Source organism: Olleya sp. Hel_I_94 (assembly GCF_007827365.1).
Classification (GTDB): Bacteria; Bacteroidota; Bacteroidia; order Flavobacteriales; family Flavobacteriaceae; genus Olleya.
On the sequence record NZ_VISI01000002.1, the window covers coordinates 2742619 to 2767262 of the forward strand.

Below are 24644 nucleotides of genomic sequence, written 5' to 3' on the forward strand. Positions count from 1 at the left end.
AGGGAACTTTTTTTACCTATCAGTTAACATTATAAATTTTTTTAGAAAGACAAACGATTTGTTAAGGGTTGTTAATCAGTAAATTGAATGTTCATTCGGTGCTCAAAATTAATAAATTAGTTTAAATATTAAAGCTATATTTGTATAAATTTAATTATTAGATGGATTTATCACGTTTTTTATTAAAAAACTATCAAAATAAGCTAAATAACGGAAGTGTAACTTGGTCTTCTCCAAGTAATATTGCGCTAGTTAAATATTGGGGAAAAAAAGAACATCAAATTCCAGAAAACCCATCAATCAGTTTTACTTTAGATTCTTGTAAAACAATTACTGAGTTGCATTATATTAAAAAGCAAAAAGGTAATAATAGTTTTGACTTCAAGGTTTTTTTAGATGAAGAATTAAAGCCTGACTTTCATCCTAAAATCGAAACGTTTTTTAAGCGTATTGAAAGTTATGTGCCTTTTTTAAAAGAATTTGAGTTTACTATTAAAACTAAAAACACGTTTCCTCATAGTTCTGGTATTGCATCTTCCGCATCAGGTATGAGCGCTTTAGCTTTGTGTATAATGAGCATAGAAAAACAATTAAATCCAGAATTATCTCAAGCGCATTTTATCCAAAAAGCATCCTTTTTAGCAAGATTAGGATCAGGTAGTGCTTGTAGGAGTGTGGAAGGTGATTTAGTAGTTTGGGGTAAACACCCAAAAATTGAAGATAGTAGCGATTTGTTTGGTGTAAAATATCCGTATAAAGTTCACGATATTTTTAAAAACTATAACGATACTATATTATTGGTTGATAAAGGAGAAAAACAGGTAAGTAGCACAGTTGGTCATAATTTAATGCATGGACACCCATTTGCTAGCCAACGTTTTGATCAAGCAGTAGACAACATAACCGCAATCAAATCAATTTTAGAAACAGGAGACTTAAATCAGTTTATTGCTTTAGTCGAAAGTGAAGCCTTGACGCTACACGCTATGATGATGACAAGTATGCCTTATTTTATTTTAATGAAACCTAATACGCTAGAAATTATTAATAAAATCTGGCAATTTAGGAAGGATACAGGATTACCTGTTTGCTTTACTTTAGATGCAGGTGCTAATGTACATGTCTTATATCCAGATAAATATAAAGATAAAATTTATGAATTCATTAAGGAACAGTTAGTTGCATATTGTCAAAACGGTCACTATATTTGTGATAAAATTGGTTTTGGCGCAAAACAGTTGTAACTTTATAAAACCAATGCTTAATTGCTTATGAAAGGCCCTTTATTTTATTCAAAAATTTTATTATTCGGAGAGTACGGTATTATTAAAGACTCTAAAGGTCTGTCAATACCTTATAATTTTTATAATGGTGCGCTAAAAATGGAGGACAATCCATCGGAAGTAGCGCAACAATCAAATCAAAGTTTACAACGCTTTGCTGACTATTTGTCTAAAATAGACCATTCATTAGTCGTTTTTGATATACAGTCATTAAATAAAGACGTTAAAGCAGGTATGTACTTTGACTCTTCAATTCCGCAAGGATATGGAGTTGGTAGTAGTGGTGCGTTAGTTGCAGCAATATATGACAAGTATGCACAAGATAAAATTACTGTCTTAGAAAATTTGACACGTGAAAAGTTGTTAACGCTTAAAGCTATTTTTTCTGAAATGGAATCTTTTTTTCATGGAAAATCTTCGGGATTAGATCCGCTTAATAGTTATTTAAGCTTACCAATTTTAATAAATTCTAAAGAAAATATTGAAGCTACAGGTATACCAACACAAAGTAGTGATGGTCAAGGTGCTGTGTTTTTGTTAGACTCTGGTATTATTGGAGAAACTGCTCCAATGGTAAGTATCTTTATGGAAAACATGAAGAAAGAAGGGTTTAGAACAATGCTTAAAAATCAATTTATAAAGCACACAGATGCGTGTGTAGATGACTTTTTAAAAGGAGATATAAAATCGCTGTTTAAAAATACCAAGCAGTTATCTAAAGTTGTGCTAAATAACTTTAAACCAATGATTCCGGCTCAATTCCATGAGTTATGGAAAAACGGAATAGAGACTAACGACTATTACTTAAAACTTTGTGGTTCAGGTGGTGGAGGTTATATCTTAGGTTTTACACCTGATATTAAAAAAGCACAATTAGCCTTAAAAGACTATAAATTAGAAGTGGTTTATAATTTTTAATTCACACCATTATTTTTTGAAAACAGAACTAAATCATTTTTCAATAGGCTTATTCGTTTGGCAGTTATTCATGATTTTGCTGTTATTAGCATTCATCGTTTTGGTTTATAAAATTTATAAAAAAATTACATCTAATAAATAGTTAATGCTCACTAGAAAGCAAAAACATATACTTATTAAGTTTTTTAGTATGTTTTCTGTAATTAGAGGCTATAATATACTAGTTGTAGTCCTTGCACAATATTTAGCGTCAATTTACATTTTTGCTTCGGACAAACCACTAAAAAAGGTGTTGTTTGATGTTAATCTGCTAATGCTAGTCTTAGCAACAGCAGCTGTAATTGCAGGAGGATATATAATTAATAATTTTTACGATTCTGAAAAAGATTTAATCAACAGGCCTAACAAAACAATGTTAGATAAGTTAGTAAGTCAAAATACTAAGTTGTCTTTTTATTTTGTCCTTAATTTTTCAGCAGTAGTAATGGCTAGTTACGTGTCTTTTAAGCCAGTATTATTCTTTTCGTTTTATATTTTTTCAATTTGGTTTTATTCACATAAACTAAAAAAAATGCCTATTGTAGGTAATGTAGTGTCGTCAATATTGACATTAACACCATTTTTTGTAATTTTTGTCTACTATCATAATTTTAAGTCAGTAGTATTTGTTCATGCTACGTTTCTATTTTTAATAATTGCTATAAGAGAATTAACTAAGGATTTGGAGAATATAAAAGGAGACTTAACACTAAACTATAGGACTATCCCTATTGTATATGGTGAGCGCACATCCAAAAAAATGATTAGTGTTTTGGTTATAGCGACGTTGTTTCCGGTTTATTTTTTAATAGCAAAATTTGATATTGGATATATGTATCTGTATTTTTATGTGTGCGAGGCTCTGTTGGTTGTCTATTTATTTTTATTATGGCGATCAGTGACTAAAACACACTATTTGTGGTTGCATAATATCTTAAAAATAATAATCGTAGCAGGAGTGTTTAGTATACTGCTAATCAATATTGATTTAGTTTTAAATCGAATTCTTTAGTGGTTAAATCATTAACATTCATACGATAATTAACAACAGATGAAAAATTCGTTGTAGATTTGCAAAAAATTATATTATGAGTAGACATAAAGGTGGTAATGATAAAGGAAAGTCTTCAGGACGAGGAAGTGATAATGCTAAAAGCAAAACTTTTGCTAGAGGCAATGCACCTATAAAAAAGAAAGTTGCTCCAAAAGCAAAGCCTACAAGCGCTACTAACTCTGATTTAATCAGATTAAATAAATACGTAGCTAATTCTGGGATGTGTTCTCGAAGAGAAGCTGATCAACATATTGCAATGGGTTTAGTTACCGTAAATGGTAAAGTTGTGGTAGAGATGGGTTATAAAGTTAAGCTAGAGGATGAAGTAAGATACGATGGAGCTAGAATTAATCCAGAAAAGAAGGCTTACGTTTTATTAAACAAGCCAAAAGGGTTTGCTACAACTACAAGTGAACAAAAAGGTAGAACCGTTATGGACCTAGTAGCTAATGCTTCAAGTTCTAGAATTAAGCCAATAGGACGTTTAGGACGTAACTCTACAGGTTTATTACTTTTTACTAACGACGAAAAGATTGTAGCACGTTTTACTAATTCTAATAAAGGTGTTGAAAGATTATTTCATTTAGAGTTGGATAAAAACTTAAAAATGGAAGATCTTAAAAAAATCAGAGAAGGTTTTAAGGTTGAAGGTAAACAAGTTGGTGTTGAAGAAATTGACTATGTAAATAATACAAAGAATGAAGTTGGTGTAAAAATTAAAAACACAGGAAACACTATTTTGCATACAATATTTGAGCATTTAAAATATGAATTAGTTAGAATTGATTGTGTTCAAATAGCGCATTTAACTAAAAAAGATATACCACGAGGTAATTGGAAAATATTATCAGAACAAGAGGTTAACACATTAAAAATGATGTAGTTTATATCTCTAACAAAACAAAAAAACTCGCTTTAATAGCGAGTTTTTTTGTTTGTTATAATTTTAAGTTGGTAACGTTTTTGGCGGATACTATTCAATTATGATGTTTTCATTTAATCCATCAATGTAGTTTAGTACGTCATCTTTACCAATGTCTTTGCTAGAAGATGTTATAAAGTAATTTGGCATTTCTTCCCATGTTTCTAACAGTATTGTTTTATAGTCTTCAACGTGATTTTCAATAGCTTTAGGTTTTAACTTATCTGCTTTTGTAAATATGATAGAAAAAGGTATTCCGCTTTCTCCTAAATATTGCATAAATTCTTGATCTATAGGTTGTGGTTTATGTCTAATATCCACAAGTACAAATGCAGTTACTAATTGCTCTCGGTTTTCAAAATAATGTGTTATAAATTTTTGAAACACCTTCTTTGTGCTCTTGGATACTTTAGCATAACCATAACCTGGTAAATCAACTAAAAACCAATCTTTATTTATTATAAAATGGTTGATTAGTTGGGTTTTTCCTGGTCTTCTAGATGTTTTAGCTAGACTTTTTCTGCTTGTAAGCATATTGATTAAGGACGACTTTCCAACGTTACTTCTACCAATAAAAGCATATTCTGGTATGCGATCTTTAGGACACTTTGAAGCATCAGAATTACTGGTTACAAACTCGGCAGATTTAATATGCATGTATTACTAGTGTTTTGATTTCGGTTAAACCAAAAATCTTATATTAAGTTATATTGTAAGACTGGTAAGATATTAAATATCACGTTTTTTAAACCAATCAAATAATATTTGATTAAAAGTTTCAGGATGCTCCATCATCGCAGCATGACCACATTTTTCGATCCAAAATAAATCAGAGTCAGGAAGTAATAAATTAAATTCTTCTGCAACTTCTGGTGGTGTTACACCATCATTTCTACCCCAAATTATACAAGTCGGAACAGTCATTTTAGGTAAGTCTTTAGCCATATTATGTCTAATAGCACTTTTTGCAATAGCTAAAGTTTTAATAAGTTTATTTCGGTCGTTAACGGTTTCATAAACTTCGTCCACTATTTCTTTTGTGGCTACTGCAGGATCGTAAAATACCTCTTGCGCTTTCTTTTTAATTACCTCGTAATCACTTCGTTTAGTGTATCCTCCACCCATTGCGCTTTCGTATAATCCAGAGCTACCAGTTATTACTAAAGCTTTTACTTTGTCAGGATGCATTTTTGTGTGATATAAGCCAATGTGTCCTCCTAATGAGTTGCCTAGCAAAATGACGTTATCAAGTTCTTTAAAAGCAATAAAATCGTATAGGTATTTAGCAAATGCTTTGACATTTGTTTTAAGTAAGGACATGCTATAAATAGGCAGTTCTGGGATAATTACTTTGTATCCATTTGTGCTAAAAAAAGTGGTCACAGCATCAAAATTACTTAAACCTCCCATTAGTCCGTGAAGTACAATTATTGGTTGTCCTTCACCAACTTCAATATAGTTGAATTTTCCTTCTTTTTTAAGTATACGCGTCATTAATGGCTAGTAGTTTACATCAAAAGCAAATATAACTAATTCATTTAAAAAACAGACATTTTAATCATTTAGTTAAGTGTCTGTCGTGTTAATAAAAAGCAAAATTTCCCACCTAAGATTTCGGCTTGGTTTGTTGACTTTGTTTAAGCTTGGACTTGATTTGTCTCCTAAAAGGTGTTAAAATTGGAATACTTATCAACAAAGTGGTAAAATGTGGTAAAATGTGGTAAAATTTTCAATATATTTGATTTTTACAAATTCTGACAATTAAAAACGGTTGTGAACTCATTAATAGGAACATACGAATGTAAAGTAGACGCAAAAGGACGGCTTATGCTACCTGCTGCGCTGAAAAAACAGTTGGCTCCTGAGTTGCAAAATGGCTTTGTTTTAAAACGTGCAGTATTTCAGGAATGTTTGGAGTTGTATCCAATGCAAGAATGGAATGCTTTAATGCAAAAAGTGAACAAACTTAATCGTTTTAAAAAGAAAAACAATGACTTTATCCGCAGGTTTACTGCTGGAGTAAAAATTGTTGAAGTCGATGCTAACGGTCGTTTGCTAATACCAAAAGATTTAGTTGAGTTTGCATCTATTGCTAAAGATATCGTGATGTCTTCAGCGGTTAATATTGTAGAAATTTGGGATAAAACGAAGTATGAAAAAGCTATTGATGATGCAGCAGATGATTTTGCTGATTTAGCTGAAGAGGTAATGGGTCAAGATGAAGAGTATGACAGCATATCATAATCCAGTATTATTAAACGAAACAGTAAATGGTTTGGCTATTAAGCCAGACGGAATTTACGTGGATGTTACTTTTGGAGGTGGTGGACACAGTAAAGAGATTTTAAGTCGCTTGGGTGAAAACGGAAAGCTATATGCTTTTGATCAAGATGTTGATGCATTGGAAAATGCAATCGATGATCCACGATTTACTCTAATACATGAAAACTTTAGATATATCAAACGTTTTTTGCGTTTTCATGGTGTAAAGCAAGTGGATGGTATTTTGGCTGATTTTGGCGTGTCATCACATCAATTTGATGTTGCTTCTAGAGGGTTTTCGACGCGTTTTGAAGCAGATTTGGATATGAGGATGAATCAAAATGATACTTTGTCTGCGTTTCATGTTATTAATGAGTATGATGAGGAGCAGTTAAAACAAGTGCTGTTGCAATATGGAGAGCTTCGTGCTGCACCAGCAATGGCAGGTTTAATTGTAGAGCATCGTAAAAACGAAATAATTAAAACTAGTGATCAGCTTAAAAAGGTGCTACAAAGATTTTTGTCGCCTAAGCATGAAAACAAAATATTAGCTCAGATTTATCAAGCAATCAGGATTGAAGTAAATCAAGAGATAGAGGCTTTAAAAGAATTTTTACAACAAACACCTGAGGTTTTAAAGCCAGAGGGTCGTTTAAGTTTGATTTCTTATCACTCCTTAGAAGATAGATTGGTAAAACGATTTATTAGAAATGGATTATTTGAAGGAGAGCCAGAGCGTGATGTTTTTGGTCGTTTTGAAGTGCCATTAAAAAAAGTTGGAGGATTAATAATCCCATCTAAAGAAGAAATTAAAATTAATAACAGAGCGCGAAGTGCAAAGTTGCGTATTGCTGAAAAGATATAACATTGAAAAAAAGTATCTATAGCATATTAAGAGGGACTTTTTTAGTCAGCGAAGATTCATTTAAAAACTGGAAGCTTATCATATTTCTTTCGGTTTTAGCTATTGTAATGATAGCAAGTTCGCATAGTCTAGATAAAAAAGTACATCAAATTGCAAAGCTTAACAATCAAGTTAAAGAGTTGCGATCCGAGTTGTATGATGGAAGAACCAAACTTATGCAGTTAAAAATGGAATCTTCTGTTGTAAAAAAAATGAAAGAAAAAGGTTTGGCGCCTTCTGTTATTCCGCCAAAAAAAATAATTGTTAAACCGCAAACTTAGTTCCACTCGTGGCAGTAAACGAAAAGAACATATTAAACAAATTATATTTTGTCGCAGGATGTATGTTCATCTTTGGGCTGCTTGTGGTTGGAAAATTGTTAACCATTCAGGTTGTGCAAGGTGATAAGTATAGGGCTTTGGCAGATAAGCGTGCTATTAAGGACGTGGTTATACCAGCAAACAGAGGTAATGTTTATTCTGCAGATGGTAGTTTGTTGGCAACATCAATACCTAAGTATGATATCTTGTTTGATGCCATTACACCTTCAGACAAAAACTTTAAAGCTAACTTGAAACCATTAAGTGATGCCTTATCAAACTATACAGGTAAGCCTTCAAGTTTTTATCAAAAAGAATTAGGGAAAGCTAGAGCTAATAAAAATCGTTATTTTTTATTAGCTAGAAATATTGGCTACTCGGAGTATTTAAAATTTAGAGAATTTCCTTTATTAAAATTAGGAGCTTTTAAAGGTGGTTTAATAGTAGAGCAAAAAGTTAAAAGAGAACATCCTTTGGGTGAAGTTGCACAACGAACTATTGGTTATGAGCGTACTGATGATGAAGGTAATGTGACCAGAGCAGGTATAGATGGTGCTTTTGGTGTCGATTATTTAAGAGGAAAAGATGGTAAGCGTCTAAAACAAAAAATAGGTAAAGGACAATGGAAGCCTATTTTAGATTACGATCAAGTTGAGCCTAAAGATGGGTTTGATGTGTATACTACTATTGATGTTAATATACAAGATATTGCGCATCATGCATTACTAGAACAATTAGAGTTGTATCAAGCAGAGCATGGAACAGTTGTGGTGATGGAAGTTGAAACAGGTGAAATTAGAGCTATTTCAAATTTAGGTAAAACAGCATCAGGTCATTATTGGGAAAAAAGAAACTATGCGGTTTATGAAGCGCATGAGCCTGGCTCTACGTTTAAGCTTATGGCTTTAATGGCTGCTCTGGAAGATAACAAAATTGATACGTCAGATGTTGTTGATACGGGAAATGGTTATAAGGTATTTTATGGTAGAGGTATAAAAGATTCTCATGGTAATGGAAAGATATCTGCAGCCAGAGCATTTGAAGTCTCTTCAAATATTGGATTAGCTACAATTGTAGACAACGCCTATGCAAAGGATCCAAACCGCTTTATAGATATTTTAAGTAGTTGGAATTTAGATAAAAAATTAGGAATTTCTATAAAAGGAGAAGGTCAACCAATGATTCCTAGACCAGGAGATGGTAAATGGAGTCGTAACGCTTTACCGTCTATTGCTTATGGTTATAATCTTAAAATTACACCTTTACAAACTTTAACGTTTTATAATGCTGTTGCAAATAATGGTGTTATGGTTAAACCAAGGTTTATTAGAGAGGTAAGGGATTTAAATAAGCAAATAGAGGTTTTTGATAAAACTATTATCAATGAAAAAATATGTTCAGACAAGACCTTGCGCGCAGCTCAAGAAATGCTTAAAAATGTGGTTGTTAAAGGGACAGGTAGATCATTGTATTCGGACTATTTTTCTATGTGTGGTAAAACAGGAACTGCAAGGGTAGAATATTGGATGGATGATTGGGCAAAAAATCCACGTTACATTTCTTCGTTTTCTGGATATTTTCCAGTGGACAAACCTAAATATTCGTGTATTGTGGTGATCCATAAGCCTAGTGTTAAAAAAGGATTTTATGGTGCTGATGTTTCTGGTCCAGTGTTTAAAAAAATAGCTCAAAAAATATTTACAGATACGCCATTAATTGATCAAGTAGCATCGCTAAATGTTAAGGATGTAAAAGTAGATAAAGAGTATGAAAGCTATTATAAAATAGCAAATACTTATAAAACAATTATGCCAGATGTAACAGGATTACCTGTTATGGATGCTATGGCTTTGTTAGAAAACATGAACGTAAAAGTGAATGTTAAATGTCAAGGTCAAGGGACTGTAAAAAGTCAGTCAGTTAATAAAAACACCAAATTAAAAGATAATCAAACTATAGTTTTAGAAGCCTCGTGATTTCATTAAAAGACATATTATATAAAGTAACGCTAGATGCAGTTGTAGGAAGTACAAATATCTTAGTGCGCAATATTCATTTTAATTCTCGTAATGTAGCAATTAATGATGTTTTTGTGGCTGTTAAAGGTAGTCTTACAGATGGACATCAGTATATTGAAAGTGCAATCCAACAAGGCGCAATAGCTGTTGTGTGTGAGGGGCTTCCAAGTGTGACTAAAGCTGGAGTTACTTATGTTAAAGTGGATGACTCAAGCGCAGCTTTAGCAATAATGGCTTCAAATTTTTATGGTAATCCCTCAGATAACTTAAAGTTAGTTGGTGTAACAGGTACCAATGGAAAAACCACGATTGCCTCGCTTTTGTATCAATTGTTTAAAAAAGCAGGATATAAAGTTGGTTTGCTTTCAACAGTAAAAATTATGGTGGATAATCAGGAGTTTTCTGCAACGCATACTACACCAGATTCTTTAACTATCAATAGGTACTTAAAACAAATGAATGATGAAGGTGTTGAGTTTTGCTTTATGGAAGTCAGTTCTCATGGAATACATCAAAATAGAACATTAGGATTAACGTTTGAAGGCGGAATATTTACAAACCTTTCTCATGATCATTTGGACTATCACGATACGTTTGCTGAATATAGAGATGTTAAAAAAAGATTTTTTGACGAATTGCCTAAAACAGCATTTGCATTAACTAATGGTGATGATAAAAACGGAAGCGTAATGCTTCAAAACACTAAAGCAAAACAATATACTTACGCCTTAAAAAGTTTTGCAGATTATAAGGCTCAGATTTTAGAAAATCAGTTTAATGGTTTGTTGTTAAAGCTTAATGATAATGAGGTTTGGGTTAGATTAATCGGGAACTTTAATGCTTATAATATCCTTGCAATTTTTGCTACTGCAGAACTTTTAGGATTGGAAAAAGAAGAAACTTTAAGGTTGATAAGTGAGTTAGAGAGTGTAAGTGGGCGTTTTCAATTTATAATTTCTGATCAAAAAATAACAGCTATTGTAGATTATGCTCATACACCAGATGCGTTGCAAAATGTGTTAGAAACTATCAACGATATCAGAACTAAAAACGAGGACGTAATTACTGTCGTTGGCTGTGGTGGCGATAGGGATAAAACTAAGCGTCCAAAAATGGGGCACATAGCTTCAGCGCTTAGTACTAAAGTTATTTTTACAAGTGATAATCCACGTACAGAAGTAGCAGAAGTAATTATAGAGGATATAGAAAAAGGTGTCGAACCACAAAATTTTAAAAAAACAATGTCAATTGTTGACAGAAAGCAAGCTATTAAAACAGCTTGTCAATTAGCAAATCCAAACGATATTATTTTGATAGCAGGTAAAGGACATGAAACCTATCAAGAGGTAAATGGAAAACGCCATGATTTTGATGATTTTAAAATAGTTCAGGATTTTTTAAAACAATTACAAAAATAATAATTGAAGTTAAGCTAAACGTAACACCATTTAAGACGGTTTAGCTAAATAAAAAAGCAATATAAATGTTATACTACTTATTTGAATTTTTAGAAAAAAACTACCAATTTCCAGGTGCTAGTGTGTTTCAATTTATCACATTTAGAGCAGCTCTGGCTATTATTTTATCATTGTTATTTTCTACAATATTCGGTAAACGTATTATTGTAGCGCTACAAAAAAAGCAAGTAGGAGAGTCTGTTAGAGATTTAGGTTTAGATGGACAGTTAGAAAAAGCTGGTACGCCAACTATGGGAGGAATTATTATAATTCTTGCTACGTTACTGCCAGTACTATTACTAGCAAGATTGGATAATATATATGTCATCATGTTAATTGTAACCATGTTATGGATGGGAGCAGTTGGATTTACAGATGACTATATAAAAGTGTTTAAAAAAGATAAAAAAGGCCTTAGCGGAAAGTTTAAAGTGTTAGGACAAGTGGGTTTAGGGTTATTTGTTGGTTCGATAATGTATTTCCATCCAGGAATTACTATCAAAACAGAAAAAGTTAATCCAGTTTTTGAAACAGAATTAATAACTCAAAGTTCTGAAAGAGAATTTAATGTGGAGGAACAGTCGCTAAAAACAACCATTCCTTTTGTAAAAGATAATGAGTTTGACTATTCAAATTTGGTGACGTGGATGGGAGACGGTTATGCTAAATATGCATGGTTGGTGTTTATCCCAATAGTAATATTTATAATCACAGCAGTTTCTAATGGTGCTAATTTAACGGATGGTATCGATGGGTTGGCAGCAGGTAGTTCGGCTATTATAGTCTTTGTACTAGCAATATTTGCTTTTATCTCTGGTAACATCGTTTTTTCAGATTATCTCAATGTTATGTTTATACCACGACTGGGTGAAATGGTTGTGTTTATAGCTGCTTTTGTAGGAGCATTAATCGGGTTTTTATGGTACAATACATATCCTGCTCAAGTATTTATGGGAGACACAGGTAGTTTGACAATAGGTGGTGTTATCGCTGTAATAGCAATAGCAGTAAGAAAAGAGTTGTTGATTCCTGTGTTATGCGGAATCTTTTTCGCAGAATCATTATCAGTGATTTTGCAGGTTAGCTATTTCAAATTTACACGTAAAAAATATGGAGAAGGACGACGCATATTTTTAATGTCTCCTTTGCATCATCACTATCAAAAAAAGGGCTATCACGAAAGTAAAATAGTAACTCGCTTTTGGATTGTTGGAATTTTTCTTGCAATACTGTCGATAGTAACATTAAAATTAAGATAAAAGCTAAGACTTAAATTAATAAAGTCTATACGTTGAAATATAAATGAAAAAACAAAAACTAGTCATATTAGGAGGTGGAGAAAGTGGTGTTGGTACAGCGCTTTTAGGAAAAGCAAATGGCTACGCAGTATTTGTTTCTGATAAAGGAAAAATAAAAGAAAAGTACAAGCAAGTTCTTATACATAATGAGATTGAATGGGAGGAAGAACAGCATTCTGATAATAAAATTTTAGAAGCTGATCTTGTTATGAAAAGCCCAGGAATTCCTGAAAAAGTGGCAATGGTTAAAGCGCTTATTAATAAAGGAGTGCCTGTAATTTCAGAAATCGAGTTTGCAATTCAATTTACCAACGCAACCATTGTTGCTATAACAGGTAGTAATGGTAAAACAACAACAGCTATGTTAACGCATCATGTGTTAAAACAAGAGTTGGACGTTGGGTTGGCAGGTAATATTGGAGATAGTTTTGCAAAACAAGTTTTGGAACATAATTACAAAAATTATGTTTTAGAGATTAGTAGCTTTCAATTAGATGGTTGCATCAATTTTAAGCCAAACATTGCAGTAATTACCAATATAGTTCCTGATCACTTGGATAGATATGATTATAAGTTTGAGAATTATATCGCTTCAAAATTTAAGATTACCCAAAATCAAACAAAAGAAGATTACTTAATATATGATGCAGATGATGAGGTGATTTTGCAGTATATAAATAACAATAACATTCAAGCTACATTATTACCGTTTTCGTTAACTAAAACAATAGAAAATGGTGCGTATTTGGATCAAGACAACATTATAATAACAATTGATAATAATCAGATAATTATGCCAACAAAAAATATCGCTCTAGAAGGAAAACACAATACTAAAAATGCTATGGCTGCTTCAACAGTAGCACATTTATTACAAATTAGAAAACAAACAATACGCGAAAGTTTAGAAAATTTTCAAGGTGTGGAGCATCGTTTAGAAAATGTACTTAAAATCAATAAAGTGCAGTACATAAATGACTCTAAGGCTACAAACGTAAACGCGACTTACTTTGCTTTGGATAGTATGGAATCGCCTACGGTTTGGATTGTTGGAGGTGTGGATAAGGGTAATAATTATCAAGAATTATATCCTTTTATTAATGAAAAAGTTAAGGCTATCATTTGTTTGGGTGTTGATAACGAAAAGCTGTTGGCAAGCTTTGGTAAAATGGTCGATGTTATTATTGAAACACAGTTTATGAGTGAAGCTGTTAAAATAGCTTATAAGTTGGCAGAAGCTGGAGATAGTGTGTTGTTGTCTCCTGCATGTGCAAGCTTTGATTTATTTGAAAATTATGAAGATAGAGGTAGGCAGTTTAAAGATGCTGTAAGAAACCTTTAATGTGATATCAAACTGTTTAATATATAGTTAGTTCTAAAAAGTAAATGCAAAACACAATAATAAATAATATAAAAGGCGATAAGTTAATATGGGCAATTTCTGCGCTATTAGCTATATTTTCGTTTTTACCAGTATACAGTGCTGCAAGTAATTTGGCATATATTGGTGGAGATGGTAATACCTTTGGTTTTTTTATTAAACATTTAATGCACTTATTTTTAGGTTTTTCAATTATGTACGGAGTGCATAAAATCCCTTATCGTTATTTTAGGGGATTGTCAATGGTTATGATGCCTATTGTATTTGTGTTGTTAATTTTAACAATACTTCAAGGTACAACTATTGATGGTGCCAATGCTAGTCGTTGGATAAGGATTCCGTTTGTAAATATGTCATTTCAAACATCAACGTTGGCAGCTGTTGTTTTAATGGTGTACATTGCTAGGTACTTGTCTAAAATTAAAGACAAAACAATAACTTTTAAAGAGTCTGTTTTGCCTTTATGGATTCCAATTTTTATAATTTTGGCGTTAATATTACCGTCAAATTTTTCCACTACAGCAATCATATTTGTTATGACTAGTGCTTTGTTGTTTTTAGGAGGTTATCCTCTTAGATATTTAATAGCAATGGGTTTTGCAGGTATCGTTGGATTAACCATGTTTATATTGGTGGCTAAAGCATTTCCAGATGCAATGCCAAATCGTGTTGATACATGGATGAGTAGGATTGATAGTTTTTTTAATGGTGAAGATTCAGAAGAAGATTATCAAATAGAAAAAGCTAAAATTGCAATAGCCTCAGGAGGTATCGTAGGTGTTGGTTCAGGAAAAAGTATTCAAAAAAACTTTTTACCTCAATCCTCTTCTGACTTTATTTACGCCATTATTGTTGAAGAATATGGTTTAATTGGCGGATTGGCTTTGATGATTTTATACATGTGGTTATTATTTAGGATTATTATAGTAGCTCAAAAAGCAGATACCGTTTTTGGAAAATTATTAGTACTAGGTGTTGGTTTGCCTATCATTTTTCAGGCTATGATTAATATGGCTGTAGCTGTTGAGTTGTTTCCTGTAACAGGGCAAACATTACCATTAATTAGTAGTGGAGGAACAAGTATATGGATGACGTGTTTGGCAATTGGAATAATTTTAAGTGTAAGTGCAAAACGAGAAGAAATTATAAAAAAAGAAAAAGATTCTGATGACACAAATCCGTTAGATATCTTATCAGAAACATTGGAAGATTAAATTTAAAAATATATAGGCTAAATCTATTTTCAATACGTAGTTTAAAAAGTAAAGTGAGTAATACAAATAAAGCATATAAGATAATATTATCAGGTGGAGGCACAGGAGGCCATATCTATCCTGCAATTGCAATTGCTAACGAGTTGAAATTGCGCTTTCCAGAATCGGAATTCTTATTTGTTGGTGCAAAGGATAGAATGGAAATGGAAAAGGTGCCACAAGCAGGTTACCAAATTAAAGGATTATGGATTACAGGAATTCAGCGTCAATTAACGCTTAAAAATATGATGTTTCCTTTTAAACTAATTAGTAGTTTGTGGAATGCAAAAAAAATAATCAATCAATTTAAGCCAGATGTAGCTATTGGTACAGGTGGTTTTGCTAGTGGACCATTATTACATGTTGCTGCTTTAAAAGGAATTCCAAGCTTAATTCAAGAGCAAAATTCTTATCCAGGAATAACTAACAAATTGCTATCTAAAAAAGTAGCCAAAGTATGTGTTGCTTATAATGGTTTAGAGCGATTTTTTCCTTCAGAAAAGATTATCAAAACGGGTAACCCTGTTAGACAAGATTTATTGGATATTTCTTCTAAAAGAGCAGAAGCGATTAAGTATTTTAATTTAATTGAAGGTAAGCAAACCTTATTGGTTTTGGGCGGAAGCTTAGGTGCAAAAGCAATTAACGAGTTGATGGTTGATGAGCTTGATTTTTTACAAACACTAAACGTCCAAGTAATATGGCAATGTGGTAAGTTGTATTATCAAACGTATAAGTTATATGGTAACACAAAACATGTGCAAGTCCATGAGTTTATTAATAAAATGGATTATGCATATGCTGCAGCAGATTTTATAATATCACGTGCAGGAGCAGGATCGGTAAGCGAGTTGTGTATTGTTGGTAAACCGGTTGTATTTGTACCTTCTCCATACGTTGCAGAAGACCATCAGACTAAAAATGCAAATGCAATAGTTAAAGAAAACGCAGCACTATTAATTGCTCAAGAAGACTTAAAAGTTGACTTTAAAAATAAATTTGGACAATTAGTAGCTTCTAAAGAAAAACAAGAAGAGTTAAGTCAAAATATTAAAAAATTAGCATTAGTAAATGCAACTAAGGATATAGCTGACGAAGTTGAAAAACTATTAAATAAATAATGAACTTAAATAAAATACATAACATCTATTTTATCGGTATTGGAGGTATTGGTATGTCTGCTATTGCGCGTTATTTTAGTGCTAATGGTAAACAGGTTGGTGGTTATGATAAGACAAAAACAGATATTACAGATAGTTTAGTTGCTTTAGGTATTTCTGTAACTTTCAAAGACGATATTAGTAATTTAGATTCTCATTATTTAAATCCAGAAACAACTTTAATAGTTTATACACCTGCAGTGCCTAAAAACCATGTGCAATTAAATTATTTTTTAGATAATACATTTAAAGTGCTTAAGCGATCTGAGGTTTTAGGTTTAATTACAGAGCATTCGTTTTGTTTAGCAGTTGCTGGTACACACGGTAAAACAACTACAACAAGTATATTAGGGCATTTACTAAATGAGTGTGGCGTAAAGTTAACTGCGTTTTTAGGTGGTATAAGTGAGAATTATAATTCTAATCTTATATTAAATGGTGATAAAGTAAGCGTTGTAGAAGCAGATGAGTTTGATAGATCCTTCCTTACTTTAAGTCCAGATATGGCATGTATTACATCCATGGATGCAGATCATTTAGATATATATGGTGACGCTTCAGAGTTAATAAAAACGTTTGAAGATTTCACTAAAAAGCTAAAACCTAACGGTAAATTGTTTGTTAAAAACGGATTGCCATTAAATGGAATTACCTACGGTATTGAAGACAACGCAGACTATTCTGCACAAAATATAACCATTAAAGATGGTACTTATATTTTTGATGTTAAAACGCCAAAAACGGTACTAAAGCAATTTAAATTTAATCTACCTGGTAGACATAATTTGTCAAATGCTTTAGTTGCTTTAGCAATGTCATTAGAGTATGGATTGCCTCATGACCAACTTATAAAAGCATTAGCATCTTATAAAGGGGTTAAGCGCAGATTTACATATCAAATTAAGACAGATGACATCGTTTTTATAGATGACTATGCGCATCATCCAGAAGAGATAAATGCTGTACATCAAGCAGTCAGAGAGATGTATCCAAATGATAAGGTTGTTGCAGTGTTTCAGCCTCATCTTTTTTCAAGAACTAAAGATTTTGCGCAAGACTTTGCAAAAAGTTTAGCGCAGTTTGATCAAATCTTGCTTTTAGATATCTATCCAGCAAGAGAATTACCAATAGAAGGCGTAACGTCGGACTGGTTATTAGGTATGATTGACAATAAAAACAAAAAAATAGTTACTAAACAAACAATGATTCAGCATATTAAAGCAAGTAATGCTAGAATAGTGTTGACCATTGGAGCAGGAGATATTGGTGCAGAAGTATCAAAAATTAAAAAAGAATTATTAAATGAAAGCTAATTGGAGCTATATAAAAATGGGATTACTACTAGGTTTAGTAGTATTTTTGTATGCCTTCTCTTCAGCAAGAAGTGGTAAAAGATTAGTGTCAAAACCTAACATAGAATTTATAGGAAATAAAAACCTATTTATCACGCATGAAGATGTTAGTAAGTTGTTAATACAAAATCAACAAAGTGTAACCAACAAGTCCAAAGAAATTTTAGATTTGAATTTGTTAGAGACAACCCTAAATGCAAATCCAATTGTCGAGTTTGCAGATGTTTACGTTAGCGTGACAGGTAAGTTAACAGCCAAAGTAAAACAAAAAACGCCTATTGCCAGAGTGGTAACAGACGCATCTTTTTATGTAGATAGCAATGGTGGCTACATGCCACTATCAAATAACTACACAGAGCGTGTACCAATGGTAACTGGTTTTGTCAATAAAAAAGATTTAGAAAAGGTTTATACCATAGCAACAAAAATTCAGGAAGACACGTTTTTGAAGACGCATGTGGTGCAAATTCATCAAAATAAAAACAGTACAATTAATCTTAAGTTAAGACAGTGTAATTTTGTAGTCAAATTAGGCAGTTTAGAACAATTGGACAAAAAAATTAATAATCTAAAGGCTTTTTACTTAAAGGCTACAAAAGATAAAGCTTTAGATAATTACAGTATAGTAAACTTACAATTTGGTAATCAAGTTGTATGCACAAAAGCATAAGTTATGGAACAAAACATTGCAGTAGGATTAGACATAGGAACCACAAAAATTGTGGCTATGATTGGTCGTAAAAACGAATATGGTAAAGTCGAAATTTTAGGCATAGGTAAGTCTAAAAGCTTGGGTGTGCATCGTGGTGTAGTAAATAACATAACACAAACCATACAATCTATACAGTTAGCCATTAACGAGGCAGAAGCTGCAGCAGCAACAAAAATTGAAGGTGTTACAGTAGGTATTGCAGGACAACATATTAGAAGTTTACAACATAGCGATTATATCACTAGACCAAACAGCGAGACTGTTATTGACGAGGAGGATATAGAGCGTTTAATCAATCAAGTACACAAATTGGTAATGCTACCAGGAGAAGAAATTATCCATGTGTTACCTCAAGAATATAAAATTGACGGTCAAGCCGAAATTAAAGAGCCTATCGGTATGTATGGAGGTCGTTTAGAGGCCAACTTTCATGTTGTTGTAGGTCAAGTATCTTCTATCCGAAACATTGGACGATGCGTGCAAAGTGCTGGATTAGCATTAGAAGGAATTACTTTAGAGCCTCTAGCTAGTGCCAATGCAGTATTAAGTCAAGAAGAAAAAGAAGCAGGAGTAGCATTAATCGATATAGGAGGTGGTACAACAGACTTAGCTATTTTTAGAGACGGAATCATACGTCATACAGCAGTTATTCCTTTTGGAGGAAATGTAATAACAGAGGATATAAAAGAAGGTTGTTCTATTATTGAAAAACAAGCCGAACTTTTAAAAATAAAATTTGGTAGTACTTGGCCAGGAGAAAATAAAGACAATGAAATTGTCTCAATTCCAGGATTAAGAGGACGTGATCCTAAAGAGATAACTTTAAAAAACTTATCTAAAATAATCCATGCAAGAGTTGTAGAGATTATTGAGCAAGTGTACGTTGAGATCAAAAATTACGGTCACGAAGAACAAAAAAAGAAACTAATCGCAGGAATCGTTTTAACAGGTGGAGGAAGCCAGTTAAAACATTTAAAGCAACTGGTAGAATATATAACAGGTATGGATACCAGAATAGGCTATCCAAACGAGCATCTTGCAGGAGATAGTGATGACGCAATAACCAGTCCTTTATTTGCAACAGCAGTAGGATTAGTTATGGACGGATTAAAACGTCAAGACCGCAAAAAAGCAGAAGCAGTGATTGAAGAAGAAATTCAAGCACAAGAAATTGCAAACGAAGAAGTGCCAGAAGTAGAAAAAATTGAACCACCTAAAAAACAACGCAAGTCGTTTTTAGATACGTTAACAGAAAGAGTAAAAGACTTTTTGGATAACGCAGAATAATAAATACATAAGAATACTAAGCGATGTATGTATCGCTAAAAAATAATAATTGATCCAGTAAAATAGAATTTATGAGCAGCAACAACGAATTCGAAAACATAGCATTTGACTTACCAAAAAACCAATCTAATGTCATTAAGGTCATTGGTGTAGGTGGAGGAGGTAGTAATGCCATAAACCACATGTTTCTTCAAGGAATAAAAGGTGTAGATTTTGTCATTTGTAATACAGATGCACAAGCACTTCAAAACAGTGGTGTTCCAAACAAAATCCAATTAGGTTTAAACTTAACAGAAGGATTAGGTGCAGGAGCAAATCCAGACGTAGGAGAGCAATCAGCTGTAGAGAGTTTTGACGATTTACAACGCATGTTAGATACTAACACAAAAATGATATTTATTACAGCCGGAATGGGTGGAGGTACTGGTACAGGTGCAGCTCCAATCATAGCAAAAATGGCTAAAGATTTAGATATCTTAACCGTTGGTATTGTAACAATGCCTTTTCAATTTGAAGGTAAAATGCGTAATGCTCAAGCCCAAGAAGGAATTGAAAAATTACGTAAAGAAGTAGATAGTTTAGTTGTGATTAATAACAACAAACTACGTGAAGTATATGGTAACCTAGGATTTAAAGCTGGTTTTTCTAAAGCAGACGAAGTCTTATCTACTGCAGCACGTGGTATTGCAGAGGTAATTACACATCACTACACACAAAACATCGATTTACGTGATGCTAAAACAGTACTTAGTAATAGCGGAACTGCTATTATGGGATCTGCTTCTGCATCAGGTCAAAATCGTGCGCACGAAGCGATTTCTAAAGCATTAGATTCACCATTATTAAATGATAATAAAATTACTGGAGCCAAAAACGTATTGTTGCTAATCGTTTCTGGTGCTCAAGAAATTACTATTGATGAAATTGGAGAAATCAATGATCATATTCAAAATGAAGCTGGTCATGGTGCAAATATTATAATGGGAGTTGGTGAAGATGACAATTTAGAAGAGTCAATTTCAGTAACAATTATCGCAACTGGTTTTGATGTTGAACAACAAAATGAAATTTCTAATACCGAAACTAAAAAGGTAATCCATGCATTGGAAGATGACCAAAATATGGAGCAGGATTTAAACAAAAAAGAAAAAGAGCCTGCGATAATCTTACCAAGTATTGAATTAGAAGAAAAGAAAGAAACACCTAAAGCAGTTGTACATACATTAGATTTAGAAGAAGATACGGATGACCAATTATCAGCTTTTGAAATCGCGCAAGTAAACAAGCAAAAAAGTACAACACTTAACGATCAAGATTTAGTTCAAACCACTCAGTCAATAAAAAATATAGATGTTAACTACACACAAGTTAATGCCTTAATAGACGAGACAGAAGAGTTTAATATCACTTCTTCAAGTGCTACAGTAGATCCGGTTAACCATATTGAAGAGACTGAAAAGAAACAACAAATTACCTTAAGTTTTGATATGCCATTATCAGAGCCAGAAGTAGAGCCTGTTGTGGAAGAAGAAAAACCGGTTGTTATGAATTTAACAGATGAAATCAGCAACTTAGAAGTTAATGATTTTGTAGAAGTTGTTCCAGTAACAGAAAACTCGCAGTCAGGAGAAATTAGATATGCGTTAGATGACTACGATGAGGTAGAGACTAATACAACTAAAGTGTCAGAAGCTAAAGTTGAGGTTGATAAAGAAGTGGTTTTTGAGAAAAAACAAATTGAAGCTCAAGAATTAGAAGTGGATATTGATGCCGAAGTTGATCCAATGAATACTCCAATTTCTGAGTTACTAAAAAGTAGAGCAGATGAGCGTAGAAAGAAAATGAAAAATTTTAATCATAAATTCAATAGCTCAAAAATTGAAGATATAGAAAAGATTCCAGCATATAAGCGTCAAGGTTTAGAGCTAGAAGACAGACAACACTCGTCAGATAATAATATTTCAAGAACATCATTAGGTGTGGATGAAAATGACGACATACAATTAAGAAGCAATAATTCTTTTTTACATGATAATGTAGATTAATAATCAATTAGATTAATCCATTTTTTTGACCCGGAAAGTTCCCTCAAACTTTTCGGGTTTTTTGTAGGCTATAATCATGTCATCACTTGCAGTTAGCCTACTTAAATAAATACTTTTAACTATCTTCGTAATAAATATTAAATAATACATACAATGAGTCTATCTACAGATATAATGACAGCCCTAAAAGAGGCAATGAAAAGTAAAAATACAGTTGCTTTAACAGCTTTAAGAGCAGTTAAGTCAGCTATATTATTAGCTCAGACAGAAAGTGGTGCAAAACAAGAATTAACAGAAGAGCAGGAGCTTAAAATTTTACAAAAACAAGTTAAACAACGTAAGGATAGTGCAGCTATATTTTTAGAACAAGGACGAGAGGATTTAGCAGCTCCAGAGTTGGCAGAAGCAGAAGTAATCTCTCAATTTTTACCAGAAGCTATGAGTGATGAAGAAGTCGCTAAAGTTGTTGATGACGTTATAGCAAAAACAGGATCAGAAGGTATGAAAGACATGGGTAAAGTCATGGGAATGGTTAGCGGTCAGTTAGCCGGAAAAGCCGACGGTAAAACGATATCTACAATTGTAAAGGCTAAGTTATCTTAAATACAAGTTGGGCCTTGTAGTTCAACTGGATAGAATATCAGATTTCGGCTCTGAGGGTTGGAGGTTCGAATCCTCTCAAGGTCACAATTTTAATTAAAACCAAACGCTGTTTCAAGTTTTCTGAAGTAGTGATTTGGTTTTTTTATTATCAATTAAAATAATCTTAATTTAAGTATGTGTAATATATAAAAATCACTTTCTTTATTTTTAATTTATATTTAATCAATAAACATTTTAAAACCGTACAATAATTAATGTTATTACAAGCTAAGGCAGAATTAGAGGAAAACCCATTGGTGTACAAATATGTCTTAGGTGTAATTTCTGTAGTGTTAGTTTGCTTTTTGGTAATAGCTGGCTCTATTTGGTTATTTAAATTGGTAGAAAGTATTTATATTGACTATATCGCTAGAAAACCATTATTCCGTCATTTTTACCTTAAATTAAATGACTTAACTCCAGGACAAAGACAAATATTAGAAAGTAATTTTAAGTTTTATAAAAGACTTAATTTAAAAGAACAAGGCTACTTTAGGCATCGCCTTCATAGGTTTTTAAATAATACCGAGTTTGTTGGTAAAGAGCATTTAGAAATTAATGATACACATCGTGTTTTAGTTTCTGCAACAGCAGTAATGCTAACCTTTGGATACAGAGATTATAAAATTGGATTAGTAGACAAAATATTAATTTATCCCACGACTTTTTACTCTAGTTTAGATAAGACCTACCATAAAGGTCATTTTAATCCTGCTTACAGAGCTGTGATATTATCTTGGGAAGATTTTATGATTGGCTATAAAATAGAAGATGATAATCTTAATTTAGGTATACACGAATTTATACACGCACTACACTTAAGTTATTTACAAACCGAGTTTAAAAACGATGTAACTGCATATCTATTTTTAACAGGTTTAAAGGAGTTGCAAAGTTATATTAATGACAATCCAGTTTATAAAAGTAAACTAGTAAATTCAAATTATTTTAGGGCTTATGCTTTTGAAAACAACTTTGAGTTTATTGCTGTTGTTGTCGAGTCTTTTATCGAAACGCCTCAAGATTTTAAAGCACAATTTCCGGAGCTTTATAAAAAGGTTAAGCAAATGCTTAACTTTAATTTTAAAGGCTATTAAATAGGTTTTTACTGACTTTTGTCATGTTTTTTTAAGTATATAAAAGGTAACTTTATTACTATAATTTAAAAGCCAATAACATGAAAAAAAGAACTCCAGTATCAGACATAATGACTAAAAATGTCATTACCCTAAATACAACTGACGATTTAGATAAAGCAGAAAATTTATTTAAGCTTCATAGCATTAGACATATTCCTGTTGTTAGTGGAGAGGCTATAATTGGAATGTTAAGTTATACAGATTTACTTAGAATTAGTTATGCAGATGCAACAGATGATCAGGATAGTAATGTGGACACAGTAGTATACAATATGTTTACAATACAGCAGGTTATGGCTAAAAATTTAATAAGTGTGTCTAGTAATACTACAATAAAAGAGGTAGCAGAATTATTGTCTAAAAAAGAATTTCATGCATTACCTGTGGTAGATAACAATGTTTTGGTTGGTATTGTTACTACTACAGATTTAATTAATTACTTAATTAATCAGTTTTAGGGTTAATAATAAATAATTAAGTAATTAAAAAGGCTCCATAATATGGAGCCTTTTTTTATATCTATTAACCGTTAGCTAATGCTTTCAGGTTTTTTATAGCGTCTTTTTGGTTTTCGCTTTTAAAAACGTGACTACCAGCAACAAAAACATCTGCACCAGCTTTAACTAGTTTTTCAATGTTTTTATCTGTTACACCACCATCAATTTCTATTTTGGTATCAAGACCTTGCTCGTCTATCATTTTTCTAAGTTTTTTTACACGTTGGTAAGTAACGTCTTCAAACTTTTGACCACCAAAACCAGGATTAATGGACATAAGTAAAACCATGTAGCATTCTGGAAGTATATCCTCTAAAACAGATACAGGAGTAGTAATATTAAGGACAACACCAGCTTTACAACCAGCATCTTTAATTTGTCTTAATGTACGATGTAAATGTACAGTAGACTCGTGGTGTACAGTAATAATATCTGCACCTACTTTTGCAAACTCCTCAATATAACGTTCTGGTTTTTCAATCATTAAATGCACATCTAATGGTTTAGTGGCATGTTTTTTAATGGCAGCAATAACTGGCATTCCATAAGATATGTTTGGTACAAAAAGACCATCCATAACATCTATATGAAACCAATCGGCATCACTATTGTTAACCATTTCAGTATCGCGTTGTAAGTTGCCAAAATCGGCAGCAAGCATTGAAGGAGCAATTAATTTAGAAGACATTTATTTTAGTTTT

At 32.4% G+C, this 24644-nt stretch carries 23 protein-coding genes and 1 tRNA gene; 21 read left to right on the forward strand and 3 right to left on the reverse strand.

Features of this window, described 5'->3' with window-relative positions; all coding sequences use genetic code 11:
• Positions 1-161: 161 nt before the first annotated feature.
• The 4 genes from JM82_RS15360 (at position 162) to JM82_RS15375 (ending at position 4177) form a co-directional block, all read left to right on the forward strand.
• The gene (locus tag JM82_RS15360; RefSeq protein ID WP_145006082.1) at positions 162-1244 is read left to right on the forward strand and encodes a diphosphomevalonate/mevalonate 3,5-bisphosphate decarboxylase family protein; all 1083 of its coding nucleotides are present in this window, start codon (positions 162-164) and stop codon (positions 1242-1244) included.
• 27 nt (positions 1245-1271) lie between these two features.
• Complete coding sequence (locus JM82_RS15365) at positions 1272-2201, forward strand: mevalonate kinase (RefSeq protein ID WP_145006084.1); 930 nt, start codon at positions 1272-1274, stop codon at positions 2199-2201.
• A 145-nt stretch (positions 2202-2346) separates the two neighbouring features.
• Entirely contained in the window at positions 2347-3252 is a 906-nt protein-coding gene (locus JM82_RS15370) for a geranylgeranylglycerol-phosphate geranylgeranyltransferase (RefSeq protein ID WP_145006087.1), read from the forward strand.
• 76 nt (positions 3253-3328) lie between these two features.
• Positions 3329-4177: a pseudouridine synthase gene (locus tag JM82_RS15375; protein WP_145006089.1), complete on the forward strand. Its 849-nt coding sequence runs from the start codon at positions 3329-3331 to the stop codon at positions 4175-4177.
• A gap of 90 nt (positions 4178-4267) precedes the next feature.
• Here the strand turns inward: JM82_RS15375 and yihA are convergent, their stop codons facing one another.
• Both yihA and JM82_RS15385 read right to left on the reverse strand, forming a co-directional pair.
• Positions 4268-4873 (reverse strand): ribosome biogenesis GTP-binding protein YihA/YsxC, encoded by a 606-nt coding sequence (gene yihA, locus JM82_RS15380; RefSeq protein WP_145006092.1) that lies wholly within the window; start codon positions 4871-4873, stop codon positions 4268-4270.
• A 72-nt stretch (positions 4874-4945) separates the two neighbouring features.
• Positions 4946-5710, reverse strand: coding sequence for an alpha/beta fold hydrolase (locus JM82_RS15385; protein WP_145006095.1), 765 nt, complete (start codon positions 5708-5710; stop codon positions 4946-4948).
• 279 nt (positions 5711-5989) lie between these two features.
• Here JM82_RS15385 and mraZ point away from each other — a divergent pair, with 279 nt between their 5' ends.
• From mraZ to JM82_RS15470, 17 genes are all read left to right on the forward strand, one after another.
• Positions 5990-6460, forward strand: a complete 471-nt coding sequence (gene mraZ, locus JM82_RS15390) for a division/cell wall cluster transcriptional repressor MraZ (protein ID WP_145006098.1) — start codon at positions 5990-5992, stop codon at positions 6458-6460.
• Positions 6444-7343: a 16S rRNA (cytosine(1402)-N(4))-methyltransferase RsmH gene (rsmH, locus tag JM82_RS15395; protein ID WP_186439231.1), complete on the forward strand. Its 900-nt coding sequence runs from the start codon at positions 6444-6446 to the stop codon at positions 7341-7343. The genes mraZ and rsmH overlap by 17 nt, the downstream gene beginning before the upstream one ends.
• A 2-nt stretch (positions 7344-7345) precedes the next feature.
• Positions 7346-7663: an FtsL-like putative cell division protein gene (locus JM82_RS15400; RefSeq protein ID WP_145006103.1), complete on the forward strand. Its 318-nt coding sequence runs from the start codon at positions 7346-7348 to the stop codon at positions 7661-7663.
• Positions 7664-7725: 62 nt separating this feature from the next.
• On the forward strand, positions 7726-9678 hold the full coding sequence (locus tag JM82_RS15405; protein ID WP_145006836.1) for a penicillin-binding protein: 1953 nt from the start codon (positions 7726-7728) through the stop codon (positions 9676-9678).
• On the forward strand, positions 9675-11138 hold the full coding sequence (locus JM82_RS15410; RefSeq protein ID WP_145006105.1) for a UDP-N-acetylmuramoyl-L-alanyl-D-glutamate--2,6-diaminopimelate ligase: 1464 nt from the start codon (positions 9675-9677) through the stop codon (positions 11136-11138). Before JM82_RS15405 ends, JM82_RS15410 begins: the two co-directional genes overlap by 4 nt.
• Before the next feature lie 65 nt (positions 11139-11203).
• Complete coding sequence (gene mraY / locus JM82_RS15415) at positions 11204-12436, forward strand: phospho-N-acetylmuramoyl-pentapeptide-transferase (protein WP_145006108.1); 1233 nt, start codon at positions 11204-11206, stop codon at positions 12434-12436.
• Between the two features lie 43 nt (positions 12437-12479).
• On the forward strand, positions 12480-13817 hold the full coding sequence (gene murD, locus JM82_RS15420) for a UDP-N-acetylmuramoyl-L-alanine--D-glutamate ligase (RefSeq protein ID WP_145006110.1): 1338 nt from the start codon (positions 12480-12482) through the stop codon (positions 13815-13817).
• A 44-nt stretch (positions 13818-13861) separates the two neighbouring features.
• A complete protein-coding gene (locus JM82_RS15425) occupies positions 13862-15070 on the forward strand; it encodes an FtsW/RodA/SpoVE family cell cycle protein (RefSeq protein WP_145006112.1) in 1209 nt (402 codons plus the stop codon).
• 53 nt (positions 15071-15123) lie between these two features.
• Complete coding sequence (gene murG / locus JM82_RS15430; RefSeq protein WP_145006114.1) at positions 15124-16230, forward strand: undecaprenyldiphospho-muramoylpentapeptide beta-N-acetylglucosaminyltransferase; 1107 nt, start codon at positions 15124-15126, stop codon at positions 16228-16230.
• Complete coding sequence (murC, locus tag JM82_RS15435; RefSeq protein ID WP_145006116.1) at positions 16230-17582, forward strand: UDP-N-acetylmuramate--L-alanine ligase; 1353 nt, start codon at positions 16230-16232, stop codon at positions 17580-17582. Before murG ends, murC begins: the two co-directional genes overlap by 1 nt.
• Positions 17572-18291, forward strand: a complete 720-nt coding sequence (locus tag JM82_RS15440; protein WP_145006118.1) for a cell division protein FtsQ/DivIB — start codon at positions 17572-17574, stop codon at positions 18289-18291. Before murC ends, JM82_RS15440 begins: the two co-directional genes overlap by 11 nt.
• A gap of 3 nt (positions 18292-18294) precedes the next feature.
• Positions 18295-19620: a cell division protein FtsA gene (ftsA, locus tag JM82_RS15445; protein ID WP_145006120.1), complete on the forward strand. Its 1326-nt coding sequence runs from the start codon at positions 18295-18297 to the stop codon at positions 19618-19620.
• Between the two features lie 71 nt (positions 19621-19691).
• Positions 19692-21665: a cell division protein FtsZ gene (ftsZ, locus tag JM82_RS15450; protein ID WP_145006122.1), complete on the forward strand. Its 1974-nt coding sequence runs from the start codon at positions 19692-19694 to the stop codon at positions 21663-21665.
• Positions 21666-21818: 153 nt separating this feature from the next.
• Complete coding sequence (locus JM82_RS15455; RefSeq protein WP_145006124.1) at positions 21819-22268, forward strand: GatB/YqeY domain-containing protein; 450 nt, start codon at positions 21819-21821, stop codon at positions 22266-22268.
• A gap of 10 nt (positions 22269-22278) precedes the next feature.
• Positions 22279-22352, forward strand: a tRNA-Arg gene (locus JM82_RS15460).
• A 170-nt stretch (positions 22353-22522) separates the two neighbouring features.
• On the forward strand, positions 22523-23404 hold the full coding sequence (locus JM82_RS15465; RefSeq protein WP_145006126.1) for a zinc-dependent peptidase: 882 nt from the start codon (positions 22523-22525) through the stop codon (positions 23402-23404).
• Between the two features lie 80 nt (positions 23405-23484).
• Positions 23485-23904, forward strand: a complete 420-nt coding sequence (locus JM82_RS15470) for a CBS domain-containing protein (RefSeq protein WP_145006129.1) — start codon at positions 23485-23487, stop codon at positions 23902-23904.
• A 64-nt stretch (positions 23905-23968) separates the two neighbouring features.
• On the opposite strand, the gene rpe is transcribed toward JM82_RS15470, so the two are convergent.
• Positions 23969-24631, reverse strand: coding sequence for a ribulose-phosphate 3-epimerase (gene rpe / locus JM82_RS15475; RefSeq protein ID WP_145006131.1), 663 nt, complete (start codon positions 24629-24631; stop codon positions 23969-23971).
• Between the last annotated feature and the right edge of the window lie 13 nt (positions 24632-24644).